Genomic DNA, 19,626 nt, shown 5'->3' on the forward strand with positions numbered 1-19,626 from the left:
TGTGGACCTCGCCGGAGAGCACGTAGATCGCCGTCTCATGGCTTTCATGCTTATGCGCCTTGGCGCGGGCGCCGGGCGGGATGGTCAGCAGATGCATGCAGATGCCGGAGGAGCCGACGGTTTCGGCGGCAATACCGGCGAAATAGCTCAGTCCCTGCTTGCCTTCATAAGTGCTTTCGGGACGGATAAGATGACAAGTCGGCTTGGGCGACATCGGGGAAACTCCGGGCGTCGATCTGACAAGACAAGGCCAATGGGACGGGTCGAGTGGAAAACAACATCGCCATAAAAGCAATCGGATTCCGGCTGATGCCATTGCCCAAAGAGGCAGGTTCCAGCCGATGACATCGACTTCGCCAGCCGTCGTCGCGGCAAGCAAGCTTGGCCTTACCTTTCAGACCAATGATGGCCCGGTGCAGGCGCTGTCCAATGTCGATCTGACCATCGGCAAAGGCGAGTTCGTCTCTTTCATCGGCCCGTCCGGCTGCGGCAAGACGACCTTGCTACGGGTCATCGCCGACCTGGAGAAGCCGACATCGGGGGCCATCTCCGTCAACGGCATGACGCCGGAGCAGGCGCGCGAGAAACGCGCCTACGGCTATGTCTTCCAGGCGGCGGCGCTGTTCCCGTGGCGCACGATCGAGCGCAATGTCGGGTTGCCGCTGGAGATCATCGGGCTGAGCCAGGCCGAGCAGGCGGAGCGCATCAAGCGCACGCTGGAACTCGTCAATCTCTCCGGCTTCGAGAAGAAGTATCCGTGGCAGCTTTCGGGCGGCATGCAGCAACGCGCCTCGATCGCGCGCGCGCTCGCCTTCGATGCCGACCTGTTGCTGATGGATGAACCGTTCGGCGCGCTCGACGAAATCGTGCGCGACCATCTGAACGAGCAACTCCTCGATCTGTGGGGGCGCACCAACAAGACGATCTGCTTCGTCACTCACTCCATCCCTGAAGCGGTCTATCTGTCGACGCGCATCGTCGTCATGTCGCCGCGACCGGGCCGCGTCAGCGACATCATCGAGTCCACGCTGCCGAAGGAACGTCCGCTCGACATTCGCGAGACGCCGGAGTTCCTGGCGATCGCGGCGCGCGTGCGCGACGGCTTGAGGGCTGGGCACAGCTATGATGATTGAGGGGCGGGAAGAGGAGGTTCCTGCTCTCCCCATCGGGGAGAGGGTGGCCGGAGCGAAGCGGAGGTCTGGTGAGGGGTGGGCGCCCCACGATTTCGTCATCCTAGGGCGGAGCGACGCGAAGCGGAGCGCAGACCCTGGGATCCATGCCGCGACATCGGTCGAAGGACGTAAGCGATTCAGAATAGCTGACAAGCAGAGCCCGGCGCCAGAAGCCCTGTTTCGCGCCGCTGCGGAGCGTCGAGGTAACGGCATGGATCCTAGAGTCTGCGCCGCGTCGCTTCGCTCCTTGCTCCGCCCTAGGATGACGATAGACCCGCTGCGTCGCGTTCTGCCGCCGAAGCGTGGAGGATCGCTCCATGGATAGCTTCCGCTCGAAAATCATCCCCGTTACCACCATCCTCGCCGGCGTGGTCGTGCTCTGGTATGTCTTTGCCGTCGTCCTCAATGCTCCGTTCCAGCGCGATATCGACCAGCGCTCCAACACGACATCCGGAACGGTGGAATTCATCGGCAAGACGCTGTCGCAGCCGAAGCCGACGCTGCCGGCGCCGCATCAGGTGGCGGTGAACTTCTTCGAGAACACTTTCCTGCGACCCATCACATCCAACCGCAGCCTCGTCTACAACGCCTGGGTGACGCTGTCGTCGACGCTGCTCGGCTTTGCGTTCGGCACTGCGCTCGGCATCGTCATTGCGGTTGGCATCGTGCATGTGGCGACGCTCGACCGCAGTCTGATGCCATGGATCATCGCCTCGCAAACCATCCCGATCCTAGCGGTGGCGCCGATGATCATCGTGGTGCTGGCGGCTGTCGGCATCACGGGGCTGATCCCCAAGGCACTGATATCGACCTACCTGTCGTTCTTCCCGGTCACGGTCGGCATGGTGAAAGGCCTGCGCTCGCCCGAGATCATGCATCTCGATCTGATGCACACGTACAACGCCAGCCGCGCGCAAACGTTCTGGAAACTGCGCGTACCGGCTTCGGTGCCGTTCCTGTTCACCTCGATGAAGGTCGCGGTGGCGGCAAGCCTCGTCGGCGCCATCGTCGGCGAATTGCCGACTGGCGCTGTCGCCGGCATCGGCGCCAAGCTGCTCGCCGGCGCCTATTACAGCCAGTCCATCGACATCTGGTCGGCGCTCGTCGCCGGTTCGATCGTGGCCGCACTTCTGGTCATGGTGGTCGGCATCGCCGGACGCCTCGTCGACCGCGCCATGGGTGGGAGGCCGGCATGAGTTGGTTGAAACCCTCCTGGCAAGCGGTGTTGGCGATCCTGCTGTGCCTCATGGCTTTGGCGCTCGGCGCCATGACGAAGCCGGAAGCGGCCGCGCTAGCGCAGCCGACGGCTGCGATGGCCTATCCCTATATGGGCGCCAAGGGACTGATTCTCGGGCTGTTGCTGATCGCGGCAGCGGCTTCGATGGTCAAGCTGACCCCTATTGTCGAAGCGATCGTCCTCTTCGTCGGCGCCCATGCCGCCGCCTGGCTGCTGATCAAGGGCATTGGCGGCTTCGAGGGCACGGCGCTGGCCCCTTATTTCCTGTTGCTTGCAGCGGCATGGTTGCTTGCATGGCGCTGCGTGGCGCTGCTCTCCTCGCTGCGTCCCGCCGCAAACTGGGCGCGGATGGCGTTGCGCCTGATCATCCCGGCGATCTTCGGCGCCTGGATACTGATCATCTGGGAAGCGCTGGTGCGAGGCGCGGGCATCCCATTCATCCTGCTGCCGCCGCCGAGCGCCATCGGCGCGCGCATCGCGAACTCCTTGCCGGTGCTGGGCGCGGATGTGCGGCAGACGATCCTGAAGGCGGTGCTCATAGGCTACATCGTCGGCAATCTCGCCGGCTTCGCCGTCGCCATTCTCGCCGATCGGGTGCCGTTCCTGCGGCGCGGGCTGCTGCCAATCGGCAACATGGTGTCGGCGCTGCCGATCATCGGCGTGGCGCCGATCATGGTAATGTGGTTCGGCTTCGACTGGCCGTCCAAGGCCGCAGTGGTCATCATCATGACCTTCTTCCCGATGCTGGTGAACACGGTCGCAGGGCTTGCCGCGTCCGGCCATATGGAGCGCGACCTGATGCGCACCTACGCTTCCGGCTACTGGCCGACGCTCCTGAAGCTCAGGCTGCCCGCGGCAATGCCTTTCATCTTCAATGCCCTGAAGATCAATTCGACGCTGGCACTGATCGGCGCCATCGTCGCGGAGTTCTTCGGGACGCCCGTGGTCGGCATGGGATTCCGTATTTCGACGGAAGTCGGGCGGATGAACATCGACATGGTGTGGGCCGAAATCGCAGTTGCAGCACTGGCGGGTTCGGTCTTTTATGGCGTGGTTGCTCTCGTCGAAAGAGCCGTCACGTTTTGGCATCCCTCTGTCCGTGGTGGATAGGGGCGGTGGGTTCAAGGGTGCTAACTTCAGAGGGTAAAAACATGAAAAGACTGATTATTCCAATTCTGGCCGGCGCGATGTCGCTGGCCGCTTTCCAGGCGATGGCGGCCGACAAGGTGACGCTGCAGCTGAAGTGGGTCACGCAGGCCCAGTTTGCCGGCTACTATGTCGCCAAGGCCAAGGGTTTCTATGATGCCGAAGGCCTCGACGTCGACATCAAGCCGGGCGGTCCCGACATCGCGCCCGAACAGGTGATCGCCGGCGGCGGCGCCGATGTTATCGTCGACTGGATGGGCGGCGCGCTCGCTGCCCGCGACAAGGGCGTGAAGCTGGTCAACATCGCACAGCCCTTCAAGAAGGCAGGCATGGAACTGGTCTGCCCGAAGAACGGCCCGATCAAGACCGAGGCCGACTTCAAAGGGCACACGCTGGGCGTCTGGTTCTTCGGCAACGAATATCCGTTCTACGCCTGGATGAGCAAGATCGGCCTCAAGACCGATGGCGGGCCCGACGGCGTCACCGTGCTGAAGCAGAGCTTCGACGTGCAGCCGCTGATCCAGAAGCAGGCGGACTGCATCTCGGTGATGACCTACAACGAATATGGCCAGGTGCTCGATGCCGGCTACAAGCCTGAGGACCTGATCGTCTTCAACTATTCGGCCATGGGCAACGACCTTCTGGAAGACGGGCTCTACACACTCGAGGACAAGCTCAAGGATCCGGCTTTCGCGGACAAGATGGTGCGTTTCGTGCGAGCCTCGATGAAGGGCTGGAAATACGCCACCGAGAACACTGACGAAGCGGCCGGCATCGTCGTGGACGGTGGCGGTCAGGACGAAAACCACCAGAAGTTCATGATGAAGGAAGTGGCCAAGCTGATCGACAATGCCGACGGCAAGCTGATCCCGGCGGCTTATGAGCGGACGGCCAAGGCCTTGCTCGACCAGAAGATCATCACCAAGGAGCCGAGCGGCGCCTACACGACCGCCATCACCGACAAGGCGATCAAGTAAGCCTGAGCCTCAAAATCTCGTTCTGAAGGCGGCGCCTTTGGCCATGTGTCAAAGGCGCCGTTCCTTTATGGTGTTCATGACGAAGCTGGTCTCGATCGAGGCGACGCATTTCAGCCGGGCGATCTTCTCCTTGATGAAGCGCTCATAGCGTTCGAGGCTCTCCGTCACCACCTTCAGCACGTAGTCGCGCGAGCCCGTGACGAGGTGGCATTCCAGCACTTCGTCCCAGCCACGGATCGCTTCCTCGAACATGACGATCTCGTCCTCGTTCTGGCGGCCGAGCCGTATGGTGGCGATGGCGACCATGTTCCAGCCGAAAGCCGCCGGGTCGACCAGCGCGGTGTAGTCGCGAATGACGCCGGCCTCCTCCAACCGCCGCACGCGCCGCAGGCAAGGTGACGGCGACAGGCCGATCCGCTCGGCGAGTTCGTTGTTGGTGATGCGTGCGTCTGCCCGCAGCTCATGCAGGATCTTGCGGTCGAAATCGTCAGCTATCTTCTGCTGCACATTTTGCTCCCGGAGGCAAATCATTGCCGGCCAGCAGGCACGACGGTCCGAAAATAGCAAGGACTGCTCGGTGGAGATCGCATAAATTGCGAAGAACACTCCTCAGAAAAGCAGGAACTGCCATGACCGCGCCGCGTCCTTCGAAAACCCATATCGGCAACCACAAGCTCCATCCGGAAACACTGATGCTGAGCTATGGCTTCGATCCGCAGCTTTCAGAAGGTGCCGTCAAACCGCCGGTGTTCCTGACCTCGACCTTCGTGTTCAAATCGGCGGAGGAGGGACGCGACTTCTTCGACTACACGTCCGGCCGCAAGGAACCGCCGAGCGGCACCGCGTCCGGCCTGGTCTATTCGCGCTTCAACCACCCCAACAGCGAGATCGTCGAGGATCGGCTGGCTGTCTACGAGGGAACGGACGCCTGCATCCTGTTTTCGTCCGGCATGTCGGCGATTGCCACGACGCTGCTCGCCTATGCGCGGCCGGGCGACGTCATCCTGCACTCACAGCCGCTCTATGGCGGCACGGAGACGCTTTTGACGCGCACGCTCGGCGCCTTCGGCATAGGCGCCGTCGGCTTCGCCGATGGTGTGGACGAGACTGCGGTGCGCGCGGCCGCCGATGCCGCGACGGCGAAGGGTCGAGTGTCGGTCATCCTGATCGAGACGCCGTCGAACCCGACCAACAGCCTTGTCGATATCGCGCTGATGCGGAAGATCGCCGACGAGATCGGCGCCAGGCAAGGGGGCGCGCCGATCATTGCCTGTGACAACACGCTGCTCGGCCCCGTCTTCCAGAGGCCCATCGAACATGGCGCCGATGTCTCGGTCTATTCGCTGACCAAATATGTCGGCGGCCACTCCGACCTGATCGCAGGCGCGGTCATGGGCAGCAAGGCGGTCACCAAGCCAATCAAGGCGCTGCGTGGCGCGATCGGCACGCAACTCGATCCGCATTCCTGCTGGATGCTCGGCCGCTCGCTGGAGACGCTGTCGATCCGCATGGAAAGGGCGAACGACAATGCACGGCTGGTCGCCGAATTCCTGCGCGATCATCCCAAGGTCGACAAGGTCCATTACCTGCCGTTCCTGGGCGAAGATACTGCGGCGGCCCGTGTCTATCGGGCGCAATGCAGCGGGGCCGGCTCGACCTTCTCCTTCGATATCCTGGGCGGCCAGAAGGCGGCTTTCGCCTTCCTCAACGCGCTGCAGATCTTCAAGCTGGCGGTCAGCCTTGGCGGAACGGAATCGCTCGCCAGCCATCCGGCCGCTATGACCCATTCTGGCATTCCCTTCGAGGTGCGTCAGCGCATCGGTGTGCTGGAAACCACAGTCAGGTTGTCGATCGGCGTCGAGCATCCGGACGATCTGATCGCCGACCTGACGCAGGCGCTGGCGGCGGCTTGAGCGAATGTCGATGCAGTGGTGCCTCGGGCGCAGAGGGCTGTTGAAGACATTCTTGGAGGGGCGGGCTGCTGCCTCTCTTCCATTGTCTTCCATAAAATAAGCGTGTGCTGGGATACATCGGGCGGTGAAACCGTTGTGAGGGTGCATCCGTGCGCTGGGGAGCCGTGTCGGGTGTATCAGCCAACGGAGGTACTCCATGCGCATCCAGTCCCTGTCGCCAATGGTTGCGGCGCTCGCCGTCTCGACTGCCTTCTTGCTTGCACCGCCGGCCATGGCCGAGACGATGAAGTTCAAAGCCACGCTCGATGGCACACAGCAGAGTCCGCCCGTCACCACCAAGGGCAAGGGGACTGCCACGTTCACCTTCGACACGACCAAGAAGAAGCTGAGCTGGAACGTTAAATATTCAGGCCTCAGCGGGCCGGCGGTAGCCGCCCACATCCACGGCCCCGCCGGAATGGGTGAAAATGCGCCACCGGTGATCCCGTTCAAGAATCTCAAGAGCCCGATCAAAGGATCCGCGACGCTGACCGATGCCCAGGCAGCCGATCTCGAAGCCGGCAAGTATTACGTCAACGTTCACACCGCCGCCAACAAGGACGGCGAGATCCGCGGGCAGATCGAAAAGGCTATGTAGACCAGTTATGCCGATGACAAGGGGCGGCGAGCCGCCCCTCTGTCTTGCCGTCAGTTCTTGTCGCGGATTTGCGTCAGCGTGCGGGTCGGCGTGATCGCCTCGGGGTCGAGCCTTATCTCGACGATCGCCGGCTTGCCGCTGGCGCGCGCGCGTTCGAAGGCCGGCGCGAAATCGGCGGTCTTTTCCACTGTCTCGCCATGACCGCCATAGGAGCGCGCGAGTGCCGCGAAGTCCGGGTTCTTGAGGTCGGTGGCGACGACGCGGCTCGGATATTCCCGCTCCTGATGCATGCGGATTGTGCCGTAGATGCCGTTGTTGACCACGACCACGATGATCGGCAGGTCGTACTGGACGGCAGTCGCGAATTCCTGCCCGTTCATCAGGAAGCAGCCGTCGCCGGCAAAGGCGATGACCTCGCGGTCGGGATGCAAGGCCTTGGCGGCGACCGCGGCCGGCGTGCCGTAACCCATCGAGCCGGAGGTCGGTGCCGCCTGCGTGGCGAAGCGGCGGAAGCGATGGAAGCGATGCACCCAGGTGGCGTAGTTGCCGGCGCCGTTGGCGAGGATGGCATCCTCCGGCAGCGCCTTTTCCAGATAGTCCATGATCGGCCCCATCTGCACAGCGCCGGGGCCGGTCTGCGGCGGGGTCGACCATTCGAGATAGGCGGCATGCGCCTTTTCGGTTTCAGCCGCCCATGATGGCGTGCCGGCCGGCTTGCGCTTGCCAAAGGCTTCGACGAAAGCCGACGGCGAGGCGTTGATCGCGAGTGTCGGCCGATAGACACGGCCCAGTTCACCGGCGTCCGCATGGACATGCACCAGTGCCTGGTCGGGATAAGGGCTCTTCAGCAGCGTGTAGTCGGACGAGGGCATTTCGCCCATGCGGCCGCCGATCAGCAGCACCACATCGGCTGCCTTGATCTGCGCGGCAAGCTTCGGGTTGATGCCGATGCCAACGTCGCCGGCATAATTCGGGTGAAGATGATCGAACAGCATCTGGCGACGGAACGAGCAGCCGACGGGAAGCGACCAAGTCTCGGCGATCGTGCGCATCCGCGCCACCGCTTCCGCGTTCCAGCGTGTGCCACCAAGGATGACGAAGGGGCGCTTGGCGTTGTTGAGCAGCATTTCCAGCGCGTCGAGTTCAGTCGCGCCTGGGTGGGTTTCGACCGGTGTGTGCGGAAGCGCTTCCGGTGCCTCGACCTCGCTGGTCAGCATGTCTTCGGGCAGCGAGATTACGACCGGGCCGGGACGGCCCGATGTCGCCACCGCGAAGGCGCGGGTGACGAATTCGGGGATGCGCGAGGCATCGTCAATCTCGACCACCCATTTGGCGATGTCACCGAAGAAGCGCTTGTAGTCGACTTCCTGGAAAGCCTCTCGTTCCTTGGCGTGGCTTGCGACCTGGCCGATGAACAGGATGAGCGGCACCGAATCCTGCATGGCGATGTGGATGCCAGCCGAGGCGTTGGTGGCGCCGGGGCCGCGGGTGACGAAGCAGATGCCCGGCTTGCCGGTCAGGCGTCCCTGGCAGTCGGCCATCATGGCCGCGCCGCCTTCCTGGCGGCAGACGATGGTGCGGATGGAGGAGTCGTGCAGCGCATCGAGCACCGCGAGATAGGATTCGCCTGGCACGCAGAAAATGCGGTCGGTGCCGTTCGCCTCGAGCGCTTCGACGATCAGTTGTCCGCCGGTCTTCATTTTGCTGACTTCTCCAGTTCGGCCAGGATTTCTTGCGTGTGTTCGCCGAGACGCGGCGACGGGCGTTCATAGACCAGCGGCGTGCCGGACATCACCATAGGCGCGCGGACCGAGGGCAGGCGATTGCCGTGGCCGTCGTCGAGATCGAGCCGCATGCCGCGCGCAACCGTCTGCGGATCGTCGAACATCTGGCCGATGGTGTTGATCGGGCTTGCCGGCACACCAGCCGTATCGAGCTTGGCCAGCAGCTGATCGCGATCGAGCGTCTTCAGCGCTTCGACGATCGTTCCGCGCAACTTCGTGCGGTTGGCAACGCGGGCGGGATTGGTGGCGAAATCCGGGTTGGCGGGCAGGTCTGTGAGGCCGACGACGGCGCAAAACTTGCCGAACTGGCCGTCATTGCCGACCGCCAGGATGATGTGGCCGTCCTTCACCGGCAGCACCTCGTAGGGCGCGATGTTCATGTGCGCATTGCCCATCTGCACGGGGGATTTGCCGGAGATAAGATAGTTGAGGTTCTGGTTGCCGAGCGCAGCGATCTGGCTGTCGAAAAGCGCCATGTCGATGTGCTGGCCCTCGCCAGTCTTCTCCGCGTGGCGTAGTGCCGCCTGGATGGCGATCACCGAATACAGCCCGGTGAAGATGTCGGAGATGGCGACACCGGCCTTCTGCGGCTCGCGCCCGGGTTCGCCGGTGATCGACATCATGCCGGCCATGCCCTGGATGATGAAGTCATAGCCCGCGCGAGGCGCGTAGGGGCCATCCTGGCCGAAGCCGGTGATCGAGCAATAGACGAGGCGCGGGTTGATCTTCTTCAGGCTCTCGTAGTCGAGGCCGTATTTCTTGAGGCCACCGAGCTTGAAATTCTCGATCAGCACGTCCGCGGTCGCGACCAGGCGGCGAACGGTGTCGGCGCCTTCCGGTGTCGAAAAATCGATGGCGATCGAGCGCTTGCCGCGATTGCAGGAATGATAGTAGGCGGCCGAGAGGTTCTCGCCATCATGGCCCATGACAAAGGGCGGGCCCCATTTGCGGGTGTCGTCGCCGCCGTCCGGGCTTTCGACCTTGATGACATCGGCGCCAAGATCGGCGAGCGATTGTCCCGCCCAGGGCCCCGCGAGAATGCGGGCAAGTTCGATAACGCGGATGCCTTTCAGCGGAGGTTCTGCCATGGATCACCGTGGTTTGACGACGCGCAGCCTGGAATGCGGCTTGTCCATGCCGTCATCCCAAACCACTGCGCACTTTTGGGCGACATGCACTATCAACCGCGGGCGGCCGTGTCACGACCGATGCTGTAGGCCACGCCGCTCACGACTTCAGCACGCTGTCCGCCCATACGGCGAATTCATTCATGACGCTATCGCGATTGATCTCGTTCAGGCTTTCGTGGCGGGTGTCCGCATAAACCTTTGAAACGAGATTCGAAAAGCCCATTGCCTGCATCCGCCGGGCGAGGTGATGGACGGCCTTGCCGTAATCCGAGGCCGGGTCCTTCTCGCCGCCGACGAGATTGACGAAGAGATCCCGGCGCACGCCGGCAAAGCTCGAATCCTTGCCGCCATTGAGCGCCATGCTGACCACATCGCGCCACATCGACACCGAAGCATCCCAGCCGCAGAGCGGGTCGGCGATGTATTTGTCGACCTCGACCGGATCGCGCGACAGCCAGTCGAACAAGGTCCGGTGGTTGGGAACGGCCTTGCCCCAAGCCTGGAAGGTGAGCCTGGGCAAGAGGCGTGACGGGACGTCCGAGCCCAGCCGCATCCGCTCCCAGCCGAGGATGCCCAGCGCCAGCTTGCCGAGCATGCCCTGCGAGAAATTGCCGTTCCAGATCGCGGCGGCATGGACGCGCTTGGAGTGGCGCAGCACGAAGTTGAGGGCGATCGAGGCGCCGAGCGAATGTCCAAAAGCGATGACCGGCAAGCCTGGATGTCCGGCGGCGATCAGATCGTGGACCGCGCCGACATCGGCGATCACCTTGGCGATGCCGTCGACATCGGCAAATCGGCCGAGAGGCGCGTCGGGCGCTTTTGTCGCGCCGTGGCCCCGATGGTCATGGGCGTAGACATGAAAGCCGCGTGGCGCAAGGAAGTCGGCAAAGCGTTCGTAGCGGGCTGCGTGCTCGGCAAGGCCATGATTGATCTGCACCACGGCGCGCAGTTTTCCCGTGGCGTGCTTCGCATAAAGGTTGAGGTCGGCCCCAGTCGGTGAGGCCAGCCTGGTTTGCTTGTCGAATGGCATGTCTCGCTCCCTCCGTGACTGTTGAGGGAGGGTTCGATGCGCGTCAAGGGAGGACTTGATCGCCGTCTAAATGTGAGGCGTCCTAGTGGTTGCTTTCCATCCGGCAAAAAAATCGTAATTCTGACATGTCGCCGAACCTAGTGTGGCGAATCAATTGCGGGGGAGAGCGGAAATGCGGTTCTGGGTACTTTGGGCTTCGGCCGTCGCGGCTCTCGTCGGCGCCGGCGCGGCGCGCGCCGATGTGAAGATGTCTGGCTCCTTCGTGGCCGACAGCGCCTGTCCGGCGACGCAGGCCATCAGGGGCGACAAGAACCCTGGCAATGTGTCGACCCAGACCGGGCAGAGCTACCAGCTGCTAGCAGGCAACAAGGACGAGCCCACTCACTATCTGATCCTCGTGCCAGGTGCTGATCCGGAGCGGCGCTGGGTCAAGATCAGCTGCGGCCATGTCGCCGGAGCGAACGCATCGGCCACGCCGGCTCCCGCAGGTCAGAGCAAGCAGAGTGCCTCAGGTAAGCCGGAATATGTCTTCGCGCTGAGTTGGCAGCCGGCTTTCTGCGAGACCAAGGCCACCAAACCCGAATGCCGGGCGCAAAACCCCAACGAGTTCGACGCCACCCACTTCACCTTGCACGGGCTGTGGCCGCAACCGAACGGCAATTTCTATTGCCAGGTTTCGGCTGGAGACAAGGCGAACGACAACCCGGCGCATTGGGGCGACCTGCCGCCGGTCAATCTCGATGCCAACACCCGCGCCGAGCTTGATCAGGTGATGCCCGGCACCGTTTCCAAACTGGAACGCCATGAGTGGATCAAGCACGGCACTTGCTACGGCAAGAGCCAACAGGAGTATTTCTCCGATGCGCTCAACCTGATGCGGGCGGTGAACGCTTCGTCGGTGCGCGACCTTTTCACTCGCAACATCGGCAAGCAAATAACATCGGATCAGATCCGTAGCGCCTTCGACGATGCCTTCGGCAAAGGCGCCGGCGAGCGTGTGCGGGTTTCCTGCCTGGTCGATCCGTCGAGCGGCAGGCGCATGATCGGCGAGCTGACGCTCGGTCTGTCCGGCACCATCGGTCCGGACTCAAAGCTCGGCGACCTGCTCATGGCCTCGGCGCCGACGAGCAAGGCCGGCTGCCCGAAGGGCGCGGTCGATCCGATCGGGTTCCAGTAGGAAAAACCAGATCTATGCAATTCCGTACGGAAAACCGCTTCACACTTTTCCTGCAATTGCCCTAGGCAGTCTTCGGGGAGACCCCGCGCGTGATCGCTTCACCGCCCGGCTCGCCGACGACACGGTCGCGGCCGCTCGACTTGGCCTTGTAGAGGCGCTGGTCGGCGAGCGCGAAAATGTCGGCAAGGCAGCGCGTCGTTTCGCTGACGGTGGAGACACCGGCGCTGACGGTGATGTCGTATCGGCCGGTGTGCGCCGAGGTCTTGGCCGCGTTTCTGATGCTTTCACCGAGCAACCTGGCCGATGCGTGTGGCTGTTGTGTCAGTATTGCGAACTCCTCGCCGCCGATCCGGAACACCTGATCGCTGCCACCAACCGTCTCGGCCAGCATCGCGGCCGTCGACTTCAGCACCTTGTCGCCCTCGGCATGGCCGAAACGGTCGTTGATCGACTTGAAATGATCGACGTCGACGATGAGCAGGCTGAGCGGCTTGCCGATATTGATGGCGGCCGCGACAGCGGACTCGCCGTCGGCATCGAAACTGCCGCGATGCAGCAGGCCGGTCAGGCCGTCGCGACCGACATACTTGATGAGGGCTTCATAGCGTTCGCGGTAGGTCAGGGTGTCGAAAATGTCGGAGAGACCACGCGGCACGGCGACGTCGTGATCCTCCACCCATTTGAGATAGGCTACCAGCATGCCGCTATAGGCAAGCGCCGCACCCATCTTGGCGAACCAGCCGCCGAAGAAGACCGCGATCGGCGCGCCGGCAACGAAGTGCAGCGCGGTGAAGAAGCCGATTTGGTCGAAAGTCAGCACGCAGGCGACCGAGGCAAATATCCGCGCGAAAGGCAGATGGCGCAGATAGGCGCCGAGCTTCTCGTAGAGCAGGATGATCAGGATGGCATCGATGAAGAGCAGCGTGGTGCCCCAGACCATCAGCCAGCCCATCTCGTCGATGAAGCCGATATCGGGAACCTTGCCGTCAGGAAGCGGTGAAATCGTATGCAGGCGCAGGACCAGCACCAGACCGATCATCAGCGCATTGCCGAGCAGCAGGCCGTAGATCGGCTGTCGGACGGTGGCCGCGTCCTCCTTCATGTAGAGCAGGAGCAGCATCACCAGCTTGCCGGAGAACATCACGGCCGAGCCTGGCGAGACCATGCCGAAGGGCAGTTGGACATAAAAGACGCTGGCCAGATAGGTTTCGAGGAAATGCATGACGCCGAGCGCGCAGACGAACACGCCTAGTCCGATGCGGGCCCTGAAGCGGAAGAGCGTGACCATGGCGCCGAAGTACAGAACCGCCTCGGCAAGGAGCAGGACACCGTTCAGCACGTCGTCGATCCGACCTTTCCCCGAAATCGCGGCCTGGCCGCAATTTCCCAACCTCTCAGTGTTTTGACGGCGAATGGTTAACCGCTGCTTTCATCGGACCACCGTCCGGCCGAAAAGATGCGGCTGTTTCGGCCGGGCGAAAGCTTCCGGATCCGTCGTCGCACGCCGAAAGCGATTGCCGTTCGGCGCTTCATCGCCTACATAGCGCGCAATCCTCCATCCAACTCGACACTTCAGTTTCCAGGGAAAGCGCGCGTGGCTCGCCAGTTCATCTATCACATGTCCGGCCTGTCGAAGGCCTATGGCACCAAGAAGGTGCTCGATAACGTTCACCTGTCCTTCTATCCGGACGCCAAGATTGGCATCCTCGGCCCGAACGGCTCGGGTAAGTCGACGATCCTGCGCATCATGGCCGGGCTAGACAAGGAATTCCAGGGCGAGGCGTGGCTGGCCGAGGGCGCGACTGTCGGCTATCTCCCCCAGGAACCGCAGCTCGACCCCAGCAAGACCGTGATGGAAAACGTCATGGAAGGCGTCGCCAGGAAGACGGCCATCATCGAGCGCTATAACGAACTGATGATGAATTATTCCGACGAGACGGCGGATGAGTCCGCCAAGCTCCAGGACGAGATGGACCGGCTCAACCTTTGGGATCTCGAGCAGCAGGTCGAGATGGCGATGGATGCGCTTCAGTGCCCGCCAGGCGACTCGGAAGTGACGAACCTCTCGGGTGGCGAGCGCCGCCGCGTCGCGCTTTGCCAGCTTCTGTTGCGCCAGCCCGACCTCTTGCTGCTCGACGAACCGACCAACCATCTCGACGCCGAGACCACGGCGTGGCTGGAAAAGCACCTGCGCGACTATCCGGGCTCGGTGCTGATCATCACCCACGACCGCTACTTCCTTGACAATGTCACCGGCTGGATCCTCGAGCTCGATCGTGGTCGCGGCATTCCGTACGAGGGCAACTACACCAAGTATCTCGACGCCAAGGCCAAGCGCCTGATCCAGGAAGGCCGCGAGGACGACGCCCGCCAGAAGTCGATCTGGCGCGAGCGCGAGTGGATCCAGTCCTCGCCCAAGGCGCGCCAGACCAAGTCCAAGGCGCGTATCAAGGCCTATGAGGAACTGGTCGAGCAGTCGCAGAACCGCAAGCCGACCGACACGCAGATCGTCATTCCGTCGAGCGAGCGGCTCGGCAATGTCGTGATCGAGGTCGAGGGCCTGAACAAGGGCTTTGGCGACGAGCTCCTGATCGAGAACCTGTCGTTCAGGCTGCCGCCGGGCGGCATCGTCGGCGTCATCGGCCCGAACGGCGCCGGCAAGACGACGCTGTTCAAGACCTTCACCGGCCAGGAGAAGCCGGATGCGGGCTCGATCCGCATCGGCGAGACGGTCAAGCTCGGCTATGTCGACCAGAGCCGCGACGCGCTCGATGGGAACAAGACCGTGTGGGAAGAGATCTCCGGCGGCGCCGAGGTCATCAAGCTCGGCAAGCACGAGATCAACAGCCGTGCCTACTGCTCGTCCTTCAACTTCCGGGGGGGCGACCAGCAGCAGAAGGTCGGTAACCTCTCGGGCGGCCAGCGCAACCGCGTGCATCTGGCCAAGATGTTGAAGAACGGCGGCAACGTGCTGTTGCTCGACGAACCGACCAACGACCTCGACACCGAAACGCTGGGTGCGCTGGAAGACGCGCTGGAAGCCTATGCCGGCTGTGCCGTCATCATCAGCCACGACCGCATGTTCCTCGACCGCATGGCCACCCATATGCTTGCGTTCGAGGGCGACGCGCATGTCGAATGGTTCGAGGGCAATTTCGAGGAATATGAGAAGGACAAGCTGCGGCGCCTCGGCGCCGAAGCGGCGGCGCCTCACCGCATGACGCACAAGCGGCTGACGCGGTAAGATCTAGCGGGGCGGCGAGACGGAGACGAGGTTTCTCAAATGGCTGACTGGTCCGCCGCCCAATATCTGAAGTTCGAGGATGAGCGCACGCGGCCTGCGCGCGATCTCATCCAGCAGGTACCGGTCGATTTTCCGCGTCGCGTCGTCGATATCGGCTGCGGGCCGGGCAACTCGACCGAGCTTCTGGTCGAGCGCTGGCCGGATGCCGAGGTCAGCGGGTTCGACACCTCGCCCGACATGATCGAGAAGGCGAGGGCGCGGCTGCCGAACGTCAATTTCGCGCTCGCCGATGCCGCTAATTGGCAGCCCGAAAACCCGATCGACGTCATCTTTGCCAACGCAGTCTTCCAGTGGCTGCCGGAACACCCGGCCGTTTTCCAGCGGCTGATGGGGCTGCTTGCACCCGGAGGCGCCCTGGCTATCCAGATGCCCGACAATCTTGGCGAAGCTTCGCATCAGCTGATGCGCGATACGGCTGCCGAGATGCCGTTCTCCGCGAAGCTGAAGAGCGCGGCGCGCGGACCGCTGCCGCCGGTGTCGTTCTACTACGATCTCCTGTCGCCGCTCGCGGACCGGCTGGATATCTGGCACACGATCTACAACCATCCGCTGGCCGATGCCGAAGCGATCGTCGAATGGGTGAAGGCGACCGGACTGAAGCCGTTCCTCGATCCGCTCGACGCGGATGAGAAAAAGCTCTTCGTCGACAGCTACACGGCAAAGATCGCAAAGGCCTACCCGAAGACGGCCAACGGCAAGGTGCTGTTGCGCTTTCCTCGTATCTTCATCATCGCTAAACGGGCCTGAATACCCGCCGCTCGGCGGTGCCATCGGCGGTTGTCGATTTAAGCTGGCATAAACCTGCCAAATGCGACAAGGGTAGCGCCGGGCTCGCTCCGGTGCCCGTGCCTCAGACGGATTGGATATGCATCGCGTCATCATCAGCGGCATCGGCGCCGAAATCCCTGAACCCGTCATTACCAATGAAGAACTGGTCGAGAGCTTCAACAGCTGGGTCGACACCGAGAATGCGCGCCGTGCCCTGACAGGGGACACGCTGCTGCAGAAATCGGACAGCGCCTTCATTGAGCACGCGTCGGGCGTGAAGACCCGCCATGTCGTCGAGCGCGAAGGCATCCTCGACCCGACCCGCATGACGCCGCGCATCCCGGCGCGGCCGGACGACGCGCTGTCGCTGGAGGCCGAGTTCGGCATCGCGTCGGCCAGGAAGGCGCTTGCCCACGCCGGAGTAGATGCGTCCGAGGTCGATCTGGTGATCTGCTCGGCCTCGCATCACCAGCGGCCCTATCCGGCGATCGCCATCGAAATGCAGCAGGCGCTTGGCACCAAGGGCGCCGGCTTCGACATGGGGCTCGGTTGCTCCTCAGCCGCGGCCGCGCTGCACATCGCGGTCAATCTGGTCAGGGCAGGGGCGCACAAGCGCATCCTGGTGTCGACGCCAGAGATCATCACCGGCCATCTCAATTTCCGCGACCGCCAGACGCATTTCATCTTCGGCGACGCTTCGGTCGCCATGGTCGTCGAAGGGCTGGCGCAGGGCGAGAAGCGGCCCGGCCGCTTCGAGGTGCTCGACACGCGCACCTGGACGCAGATGTCGAACAACATCCGCACCAATCTCGGCTATCACACCCGCACCGCCCAGGCCGATCCCTACATGATCGACCTGGAAGGCAATTTGATCAAGCAGGTCGGCAACAAGGTGTTCAAGGAAGTCACCGTCGCCGGGCACAAGTTCATCGTCGAATTCCTGGCCGAACACGGGCTGGCGCCGGGAGGCATCCGCCGCTTCTGGCTGCACCAGGCCAATGCACGCATGAATGCAATGATCCTGAAGCTGTCCTTCGGCCATGATGTCGACCACGACCGCGCGCCGATGGTGCTGGAGCGGCTCGGCAACACGGCAGGCGCGGGCGCCATAGTGGCGCTGGCGGAGAATCATGCCGACATGACGGCAGGCGATTTCGGCCTGCTTTGCGCCTTCGGCGCTGGCTATTCTATCGGCGGCGCGCTGCTGAAGATGTTATGATGCTTACGGCCGCGCGGCCGCATCATGCCGGCGCGAACGGCACCAGCATGGGTACGCGCTTGGCATAATCATCATAGGCTGGGCCCAGTTCTCCGCGCAGGAAACTCTCCTCCAGCCGCGCCTTGATGACGATGCCGACGAGCAGCACGGCTGCGCCGGCGACACCCCAGACGGTCCCCTTCGCCGCCATGGTGGCAAGGATCGACAGCAGCAGCCCGGTATAGATCGGGTGGCGCACCAGCCCGTAGGGACCAGTGTCGACCACATGATGATCCGCCTTGGCGGTAATGGTGCCGGACCAAAGCCTGCCGAGATGCAGGCGAGCCCACCAGGCGAAGGCGATGCCGATAGCGACCAGGGCAACGCAGATCCATGCCTCGGTCAGGTTCGGCATCCACAGCCGAAGGCGGCCGACATAGCCGTGCGCCGGGACGACCAGCAGCACGGTGCCGACCAGCCACAGCACGCGATAGCTGAGTTCCGTTTGAACGCCGGCGCGCTTCTGCGCCGGATCCGACCAGAAAGCGGCGATGGCCCAGGACACGATCCAAGCCAGCCACAAGGCAGCGATTGCGGGTCCGGGGTGCACGATCCAACCTCTTTCGATGCTCGCCGTCTGGGGCGCGCCATCTAAGGGATGAGGCGCGGCAAAAGATAGTCGAAGCCGGTAAGAACGTCGTGATCGCCGGGAGGGAGACCGGCAAGAAGCTGTTCTTCCGGCTCGACCTTTACGCAGCCATCGCAGCGGCGACAAGCGCCTCGCCGGAATACTGCCGGCCGCCGATGCCCCAACCGCCATCGGGCGCATTGAGGATATTGATCCATGTGTTTTCGGCCTTATGGCCCGGCACGCAGAGTTCGGCGACGATCCTGGTGGCGGCCGTTATGAAAGCCTCCCGCGCTTCGATCGACGCGAGGCCGATGTTGGGCAATTTCAATTCCACCATGACGAGAGGCCGATTGGCTCCGCCTCCGTAGATGCGTTGAAGCGGCAGGATATGGACTGTCCCGCCGACAATTGCGGTGAAGAATGAATTCCCGGTGGCGCCGGAGGCTTCGATGAGGGCGGCGCTCAGGCGGGGCAGGATCTCGCGCTCTCCCGCCGCGGTCAGCACGCCTTCAGGCGCGGTTACGGTGATCGGCATATTGGTTCTTCCTTCTAGGTTGCGAATGACCCCGACGGCGCGATTGCTTTGCGCTTGCCAGGTTACGTATTGATTGTTACGTTACCTCAAAACAGAGAGTCAATAGGTTTCGTATCGATCACTATGGAAAATTCGGAGAAACCCCGCGGCGGCAGGCCGCGCGCATTCGACCCCGACGCCGCGCTCGATGCGGCGATGCATCTGTTTTGGGAACACGGCTATGAAGCGACATCGCTTGCGATGCTGCGCGAGGCCATGGGCCTGACGCCTCCACAGATCTACAACGCCTTCACGGACAAGGAGACGCTGTTTCGCCGGGCGTTGTCGCGCTACCACGACAAGGAGATCGGGTTTGCGCAGGACGCGCTCGGCGCCCCGGTGCCGACCGGGGAGGCGATCCGGTTGCTTCTGATGGGGGCGGCACAGGCCTACACAAGGCCGGAAAAGCCTGGCGGCTGCCTGTTTGTCAGCGGTGCGCTGGCGACGTCGCCGCAGGCGCAAGGTATTGCGGACGAGCTCAAGACATATCGCAAGGCAGCCGAAGCGGCGATCGCTGCCCGGCTGGCCGAGGGACGTGAGGCTGGCGAAGTGCCGGTGGGTCTATCCGTCGAGCGATTTGCCAAGTACCTGGCCGGGGTCATGAACGGAATGTCGATCCATGCACGCGACGGCGCTTCGGTGGACGATTTGCGAGCCCTGGCCGAAACTGCCCTTGCCGCATGGGAGATCGAAGTGCAAAAAGCCCCAAAGGATGATGCCGATGCAGGATCTGTTGTCCACGATTGAGCCCACGATCGAGATCGTGCCGGGCCGCAAGCTAACCGCCAAGGTCGCGGCGCTTTATGTCGCGCCGTTCGATCATTTCCAGACAAGGTCGGTGGACGAATTGCGGTTGAGCTTCGACGGCATCGCGGGCGACTTTCACGCGGGCGCCACGAGGCGGTCCGGCGGACGCGAGCCGTGGTATCCGCGCGGCACCGAGATGCG

General features: G+C 63.0%; 18 protein-coding genes and 2 pseudogenes. 12 read left to right on the plus strand and 8 right to left on the minus strand.

All coding sequences use genetic code 11. From position 1 onward, the window contains the following. Window positions 1–214: pseudogene (locus Q0L57_RS21720) on the minus strand (cupin); the annotation flags it as partial. Between the two features lie 127 nt (window positions 215–341). On the opposite strand from Q0L57_RS21720, the gene Q0L57_RS21725 reads away from it, so the two are divergent. The 4 genes from Q0L57_RS21725 to Q0L57_RS21740 all read left to right on the plus strand — a co-directional run bounded on the left by Q0L57_RS21725 (window position 342) and on the right by Q0L57_RS21740 (window position 4,532). Further along, entirely contained in the window at window positions 342–1,133 is a 792-nt protein-coding gene (locus tag Q0L57_RS21725; protein ID WP_296745097.1) for an ABC transporter ATP-binding protein, read from the plus strand. Window positions 1,134–1,489: 356 nt separating this feature from the next. Then, a complete protein-coding gene (locus Q0L57_RS21730; protein WP_296745098.1) occupies window positions 1,490–2,368 on the plus strand; it encodes an ABC transporter permease in 879 nt (292 codons plus the stop codon). Further along, window positions 2,365–3,519 (plus strand): ABC transporter permease, encoded by a 1,155-nt coding sequence (locus tag Q0L57_RS21735; RefSeq protein WP_296745099.1) that lies wholly within the window; start codon window positions 2,365–2,367, stop codon window positions 3,517–3,519. The genes Q0L57_RS21730 and Q0L57_RS21735 overlap by 4 nt, the downstream gene beginning before the upstream one ends. Window positions 3,520–3,560: 41 nt before the next feature. Next, a complete protein-coding gene (locus Q0L57_RS21740) occupies window positions 3,561–4,532 on the plus strand; it encodes an ABC transporter substrate-binding protein (RefSeq protein WP_296745100.1) in 972 nt (323 codons plus the stop codon). A gap of 48 nt (window positions 4,533–4,580) precedes the next feature. Here the strand turns inward: Q0L57_RS21740 and Q0L57_RS21745 are convergent, their stop codons facing one another. Continuing rightward, window positions 4,581–5,039, minus strand: a complete 459-nt coding sequence (locus Q0L57_RS21745) for an Lrp/AsnC family transcriptional regulator (RefSeq protein WP_296745101.1) — start codon at window positions 5,037–5,039, stop codon at window positions 4,581–4,583. A 122-nt stretch (window positions 5,040–5,161) separates the two neighbouring features. Here Q0L57_RS21745 and Q0L57_RS21750 point away from each other — a divergent pair, with 122 nt between their 5' ends. Beyond that, complete coding sequence (locus tag Q0L57_RS21750; RefSeq protein ID WP_296745102.1) at window positions 5,162–6,445, plus strand: cystathionine gamma-synthase family protein; 1,284 nt, start codon at window positions 5,162–5,164, stop codon at window positions 6,443–6,445. A 196-nt stretch (window positions 6,446–6,641) separates the two neighbouring features. Next, on the plus strand, window positions 6,642–7,082 hold the full coding sequence (locus tag Q0L57_RS21755; protein WP_296745103.1) for a CHRD domain-containing protein: 441 nt from the start codon (window positions 6,642–6,644) through the stop codon (window positions 7,080–7,082). 50 nt (window positions 7,083–7,132) lie between these two features. Here Q0L57_RS21755 and Q0L57_RS21760 read toward each other — a convergent pair whose 3' ends face one another. The 3 genes from Q0L57_RS21760 to Q0L57_RS21770 form a co-directional block, all read right to left on the minus strand. Then, the gene (locus Q0L57_RS21760; protein ID WP_296745104.1) at window positions 7,133–8,782 is read right to left on the minus strand and encodes a thiamine pyrophosphate-binding protein; all 1,650 of its coding nucleotides are present in this window, start codon (window positions 8,780–8,782) and stop codon (window positions 7,133–7,135) included. Further along, complete coding sequence (locus Q0L57_RS21765) at window positions 8,779–9,954, minus strand: CaiB/BaiF CoA-transferase family protein (RefSeq protein ID WP_296745105.1); 1,176 nt, start codon at window positions 9,952–9,954, stop codon at window positions 8,779–8,781. Before Q0L57_RS21765 ends, Q0L57_RS21760 begins: the two co-directional genes overlap by 4 nt. 139 nt (window positions 9,955–10,093) lie before the next feature. Next, window positions 10,094–11,026 (minus strand): alpha/beta hydrolase, encoded by a 933-nt coding sequence (locus Q0L57_RS21770; protein ID WP_296745106.1) that lies wholly within the window; start codon window positions 11,024–11,026, stop codon window positions 10,094–10,096. 172 nt (window positions 11,027–11,198) lie between these two features. Between Q0L57_RS21770 and Q0L57_RS21775 the strand changes: the two genes are divergently transcribed. Next, window positions 11,199–12,203 carry a ribonuclease gene (locus tag Q0L57_RS21775; RefSeq protein WP_296745107.1) on the plus strand — a complete coding sequence of 335 codons (1,005 nt, stop codon included), beginning with the start codon at window positions 11,199–11,201 and terminating at the stop codon, window positions 12,201–12,203. A gap of 61 nt (window positions 12,204–12,264) precedes the next feature. Here the strand turns inward: Q0L57_RS21775 and Q0L57_RS21780 are convergent, their stop codons facing one another. Further along, window positions 12,265–13,542 carry a diguanylate cyclase gene (locus Q0L57_RS21780; RefSeq protein ID WP_296745109.1) on the minus strand — a complete coding sequence of 426 codons (1,278 nt, stop codon included), beginning with the start codon at window positions 13,540–13,542 and terminating at the stop codon, window positions 12,265–12,267. A gap of 255 nt (window positions 13,543–13,797) precedes the next feature. Here Q0L57_RS21780 and ettA point away from each other — a divergent pair, with 255 nt between their 5' ends. From ettA to Q0L57_RS21795, 3 genes are all read left to right on the plus strand, one after another. Then, a complete protein-coding gene (gene ettA / locus Q0L57_RS21785; protein WP_296745110.1) occupies window positions 13,798–15,447 on the plus strand; it encodes an energy-dependent translational throttle protein EttA in 1,650 nt (549 codons plus the stop codon). A 39-nt stretch (window positions 15,448–15,486) separates the two neighbouring features. Further along, window positions 15,487–16,254 carry a trans-aconitate 2-methyltransferase gene (gene tam, locus Q0L57_RS21790; protein WP_296745111.1) on the plus strand — a complete coding sequence of 256 codons (768 nt, stop codon included), beginning with the start codon at window positions 15,487–15,489 and terminating at the stop codon, window positions 16,252–16,254. A gap of 118 nt (window positions 16,255–16,372) precedes the next feature. Then, window positions 16,373–17,494: a beta-ketoacyl-ACP synthase III gene (locus Q0L57_RS21795; protein ID WP_296745112.1), complete on the plus strand. Its 1,122-nt coding sequence runs from the start codon at window positions 16,373–16,375 to the stop codon at window positions 17,492–17,494. A gap of 22 nt (window positions 17,495–17,516) precedes the next feature. Here Q0L57_RS21795 and Q0L57_RS21800 read toward each other — a convergent pair whose 3' ends face one another. Continuing rightward, on the minus strand, window positions 17,517–18,038 hold the full coding sequence (locus Q0L57_RS21800) for an isoprenylcysteine carboxylmethyltransferase family protein (protein WP_296745113.1): 522 nt from the start codon (window positions 18,036–18,038) through the stop codon (window positions 17,517–17,519). 184 nt (window positions 18,039–18,222) lie between these two features. Further along, window positions 18,223–18,639, minus strand: coding sequence for a hypothetical protein (locus tag Q0L57_RS21805; protein ID WP_296745114.1), 417 nt, complete (start codon window positions 18,637–18,639; stop codon window positions 18,223–18,225). 54 nt (window positions 18,640–18,693) lie between these two features. On the opposite strand from Q0L57_RS21805, the gene Q0L57_RS21810 reads away from it, so the two are divergent. Both Q0L57_RS21810 and Q0L57_RS21815 read left to right on the plus strand, forming a co-directional pair. Continuing rightward, window positions 18,694–19,425 carry a TetR/AcrR family transcriptional regulator gene (locus tag Q0L57_RS21810; RefSeq protein WP_296745115.1) on the plus strand — a complete coding sequence of 244 codons (732 nt, stop codon included), beginning with the start codon at window positions 18,694–18,696 and terminating at the stop codon, window positions 19,423–19,425. Next, window positions 19,400–19,626 (plus strand): annotated as a pseudogene (locus Q0L57_RS21815) (molybdenum cofactor sulfurase); the annotation flags it as partial. The gene Q0L57_RS21810 and the pseudogene Q0L57_RS21815, both read left to right, overlap by 26 nt.

Source organism: Mesorhizobium sp. (assembly GCF_024509055.1).
GTDB lineage: Bacteria > Pseudomonadota > Alphaproteobacteria > Rhizobiales > Rhizobiaceae > Mesorhizobium.

What these genes read in the sequence shown, in the direction of transcription:
- Q0L57_RS21770 (WP_296745106.1), bottom strand. Translation starts at nt 11,026, where the DNA reads ATGCCATTCGACAAGCAAACCAGGCTGGCCTCACCGACTGGGGCCGAC.
- Q0L57_RS21805 (WP_296745114.1), bottom strand. Translation starts at nt 18,639, where the DNA reads ATGCCGATCACCGTAACCGCGCCTGAAGGCGTGCTGACCGCGGCGGGA.
- tam (WP_296745111.1), top strand. Translation starts at nt 15,487, where the DNA reads ATGGCTGACTGGTCCGCCGCCCAATATCTGAAGTTCGAGGATGAGCGC.
- Q0L57_RS21775 (WP_296745107.1), top strand. Translation starts at nt 11,199, where the DNA reads ATGCGGTTCTGGGTACTTTGGGCTTCGGCCGTCGCGGCTCTCGTCGGC.
- Q0L57_RS21750 (WP_296745102.1), top strand. Translation starts at nt 5,162, where the DNA reads ATGACCGCGCCGCGTCCTTCGAAAACCCATATCGGCAACCACAAGCTC.
- Q0L57_RS21795 (WP_296745112.1), top strand. Translation starts at nt 16,373, where the DNA reads ATGCATCGCGTCATCATCAGCGGCATCGGCGCCGAAATCCCTGAACCC.
- Q0L57_RS21735 (WP_296745099.1), top strand. Translation starts at nt 2,365, where the DNA reads ATGAGTTGGTTGAAACCCTCCTGGCAAGCGGTGTTGGCGATCCTGCTG.
- Q0L57_RS21755 (WP_296745103.1), top strand. Translation starts at nt 6,642, where the DNA reads ATGCGCATCCAGTCCCTGTCGCCAATGGTTGCGGCGCTCGCCGTCTCG.
- Q0L57_RS21740 (WP_296745100.1), top strand. Translation starts at nt 3,561, where the DNA reads ATGAAAAGACTGATTATTCCAATTCTGGCCGGCGCGATGTCGCTGGCC.
- Q0L57_RS21760 (WP_296745104.1), bottom strand. Translation starts at nt 8,782, where the DNA reads ATGAAGACCGGCGGACAACTGATCGTCGAAGCGCTCGAGGCGAACGGC.
- Q0L57_RS21765 (WP_296745105.1), bottom strand. Translation starts at nt 9,954, where the DNA reads ATGGCAGAACCTCCGCTGAAAGGCATCCGCGTTATCGAACTTGCCCGC.
- Q0L57_RS21730 (WP_296745098.1), top strand. Translation starts at nt 1,490, where the DNA reads ATGGATAGCTTCCGCTCGAAAATCATCCCCGTTACCACCATCCTCGCC.
- Q0L57_RS21725 (WP_296745097.1), top strand. Translation starts at nt 342, where the DNA reads ATGACATCGACTTCGCCAGCCGTCGTCGCGGCAAGCAAGCTTGGCCTT.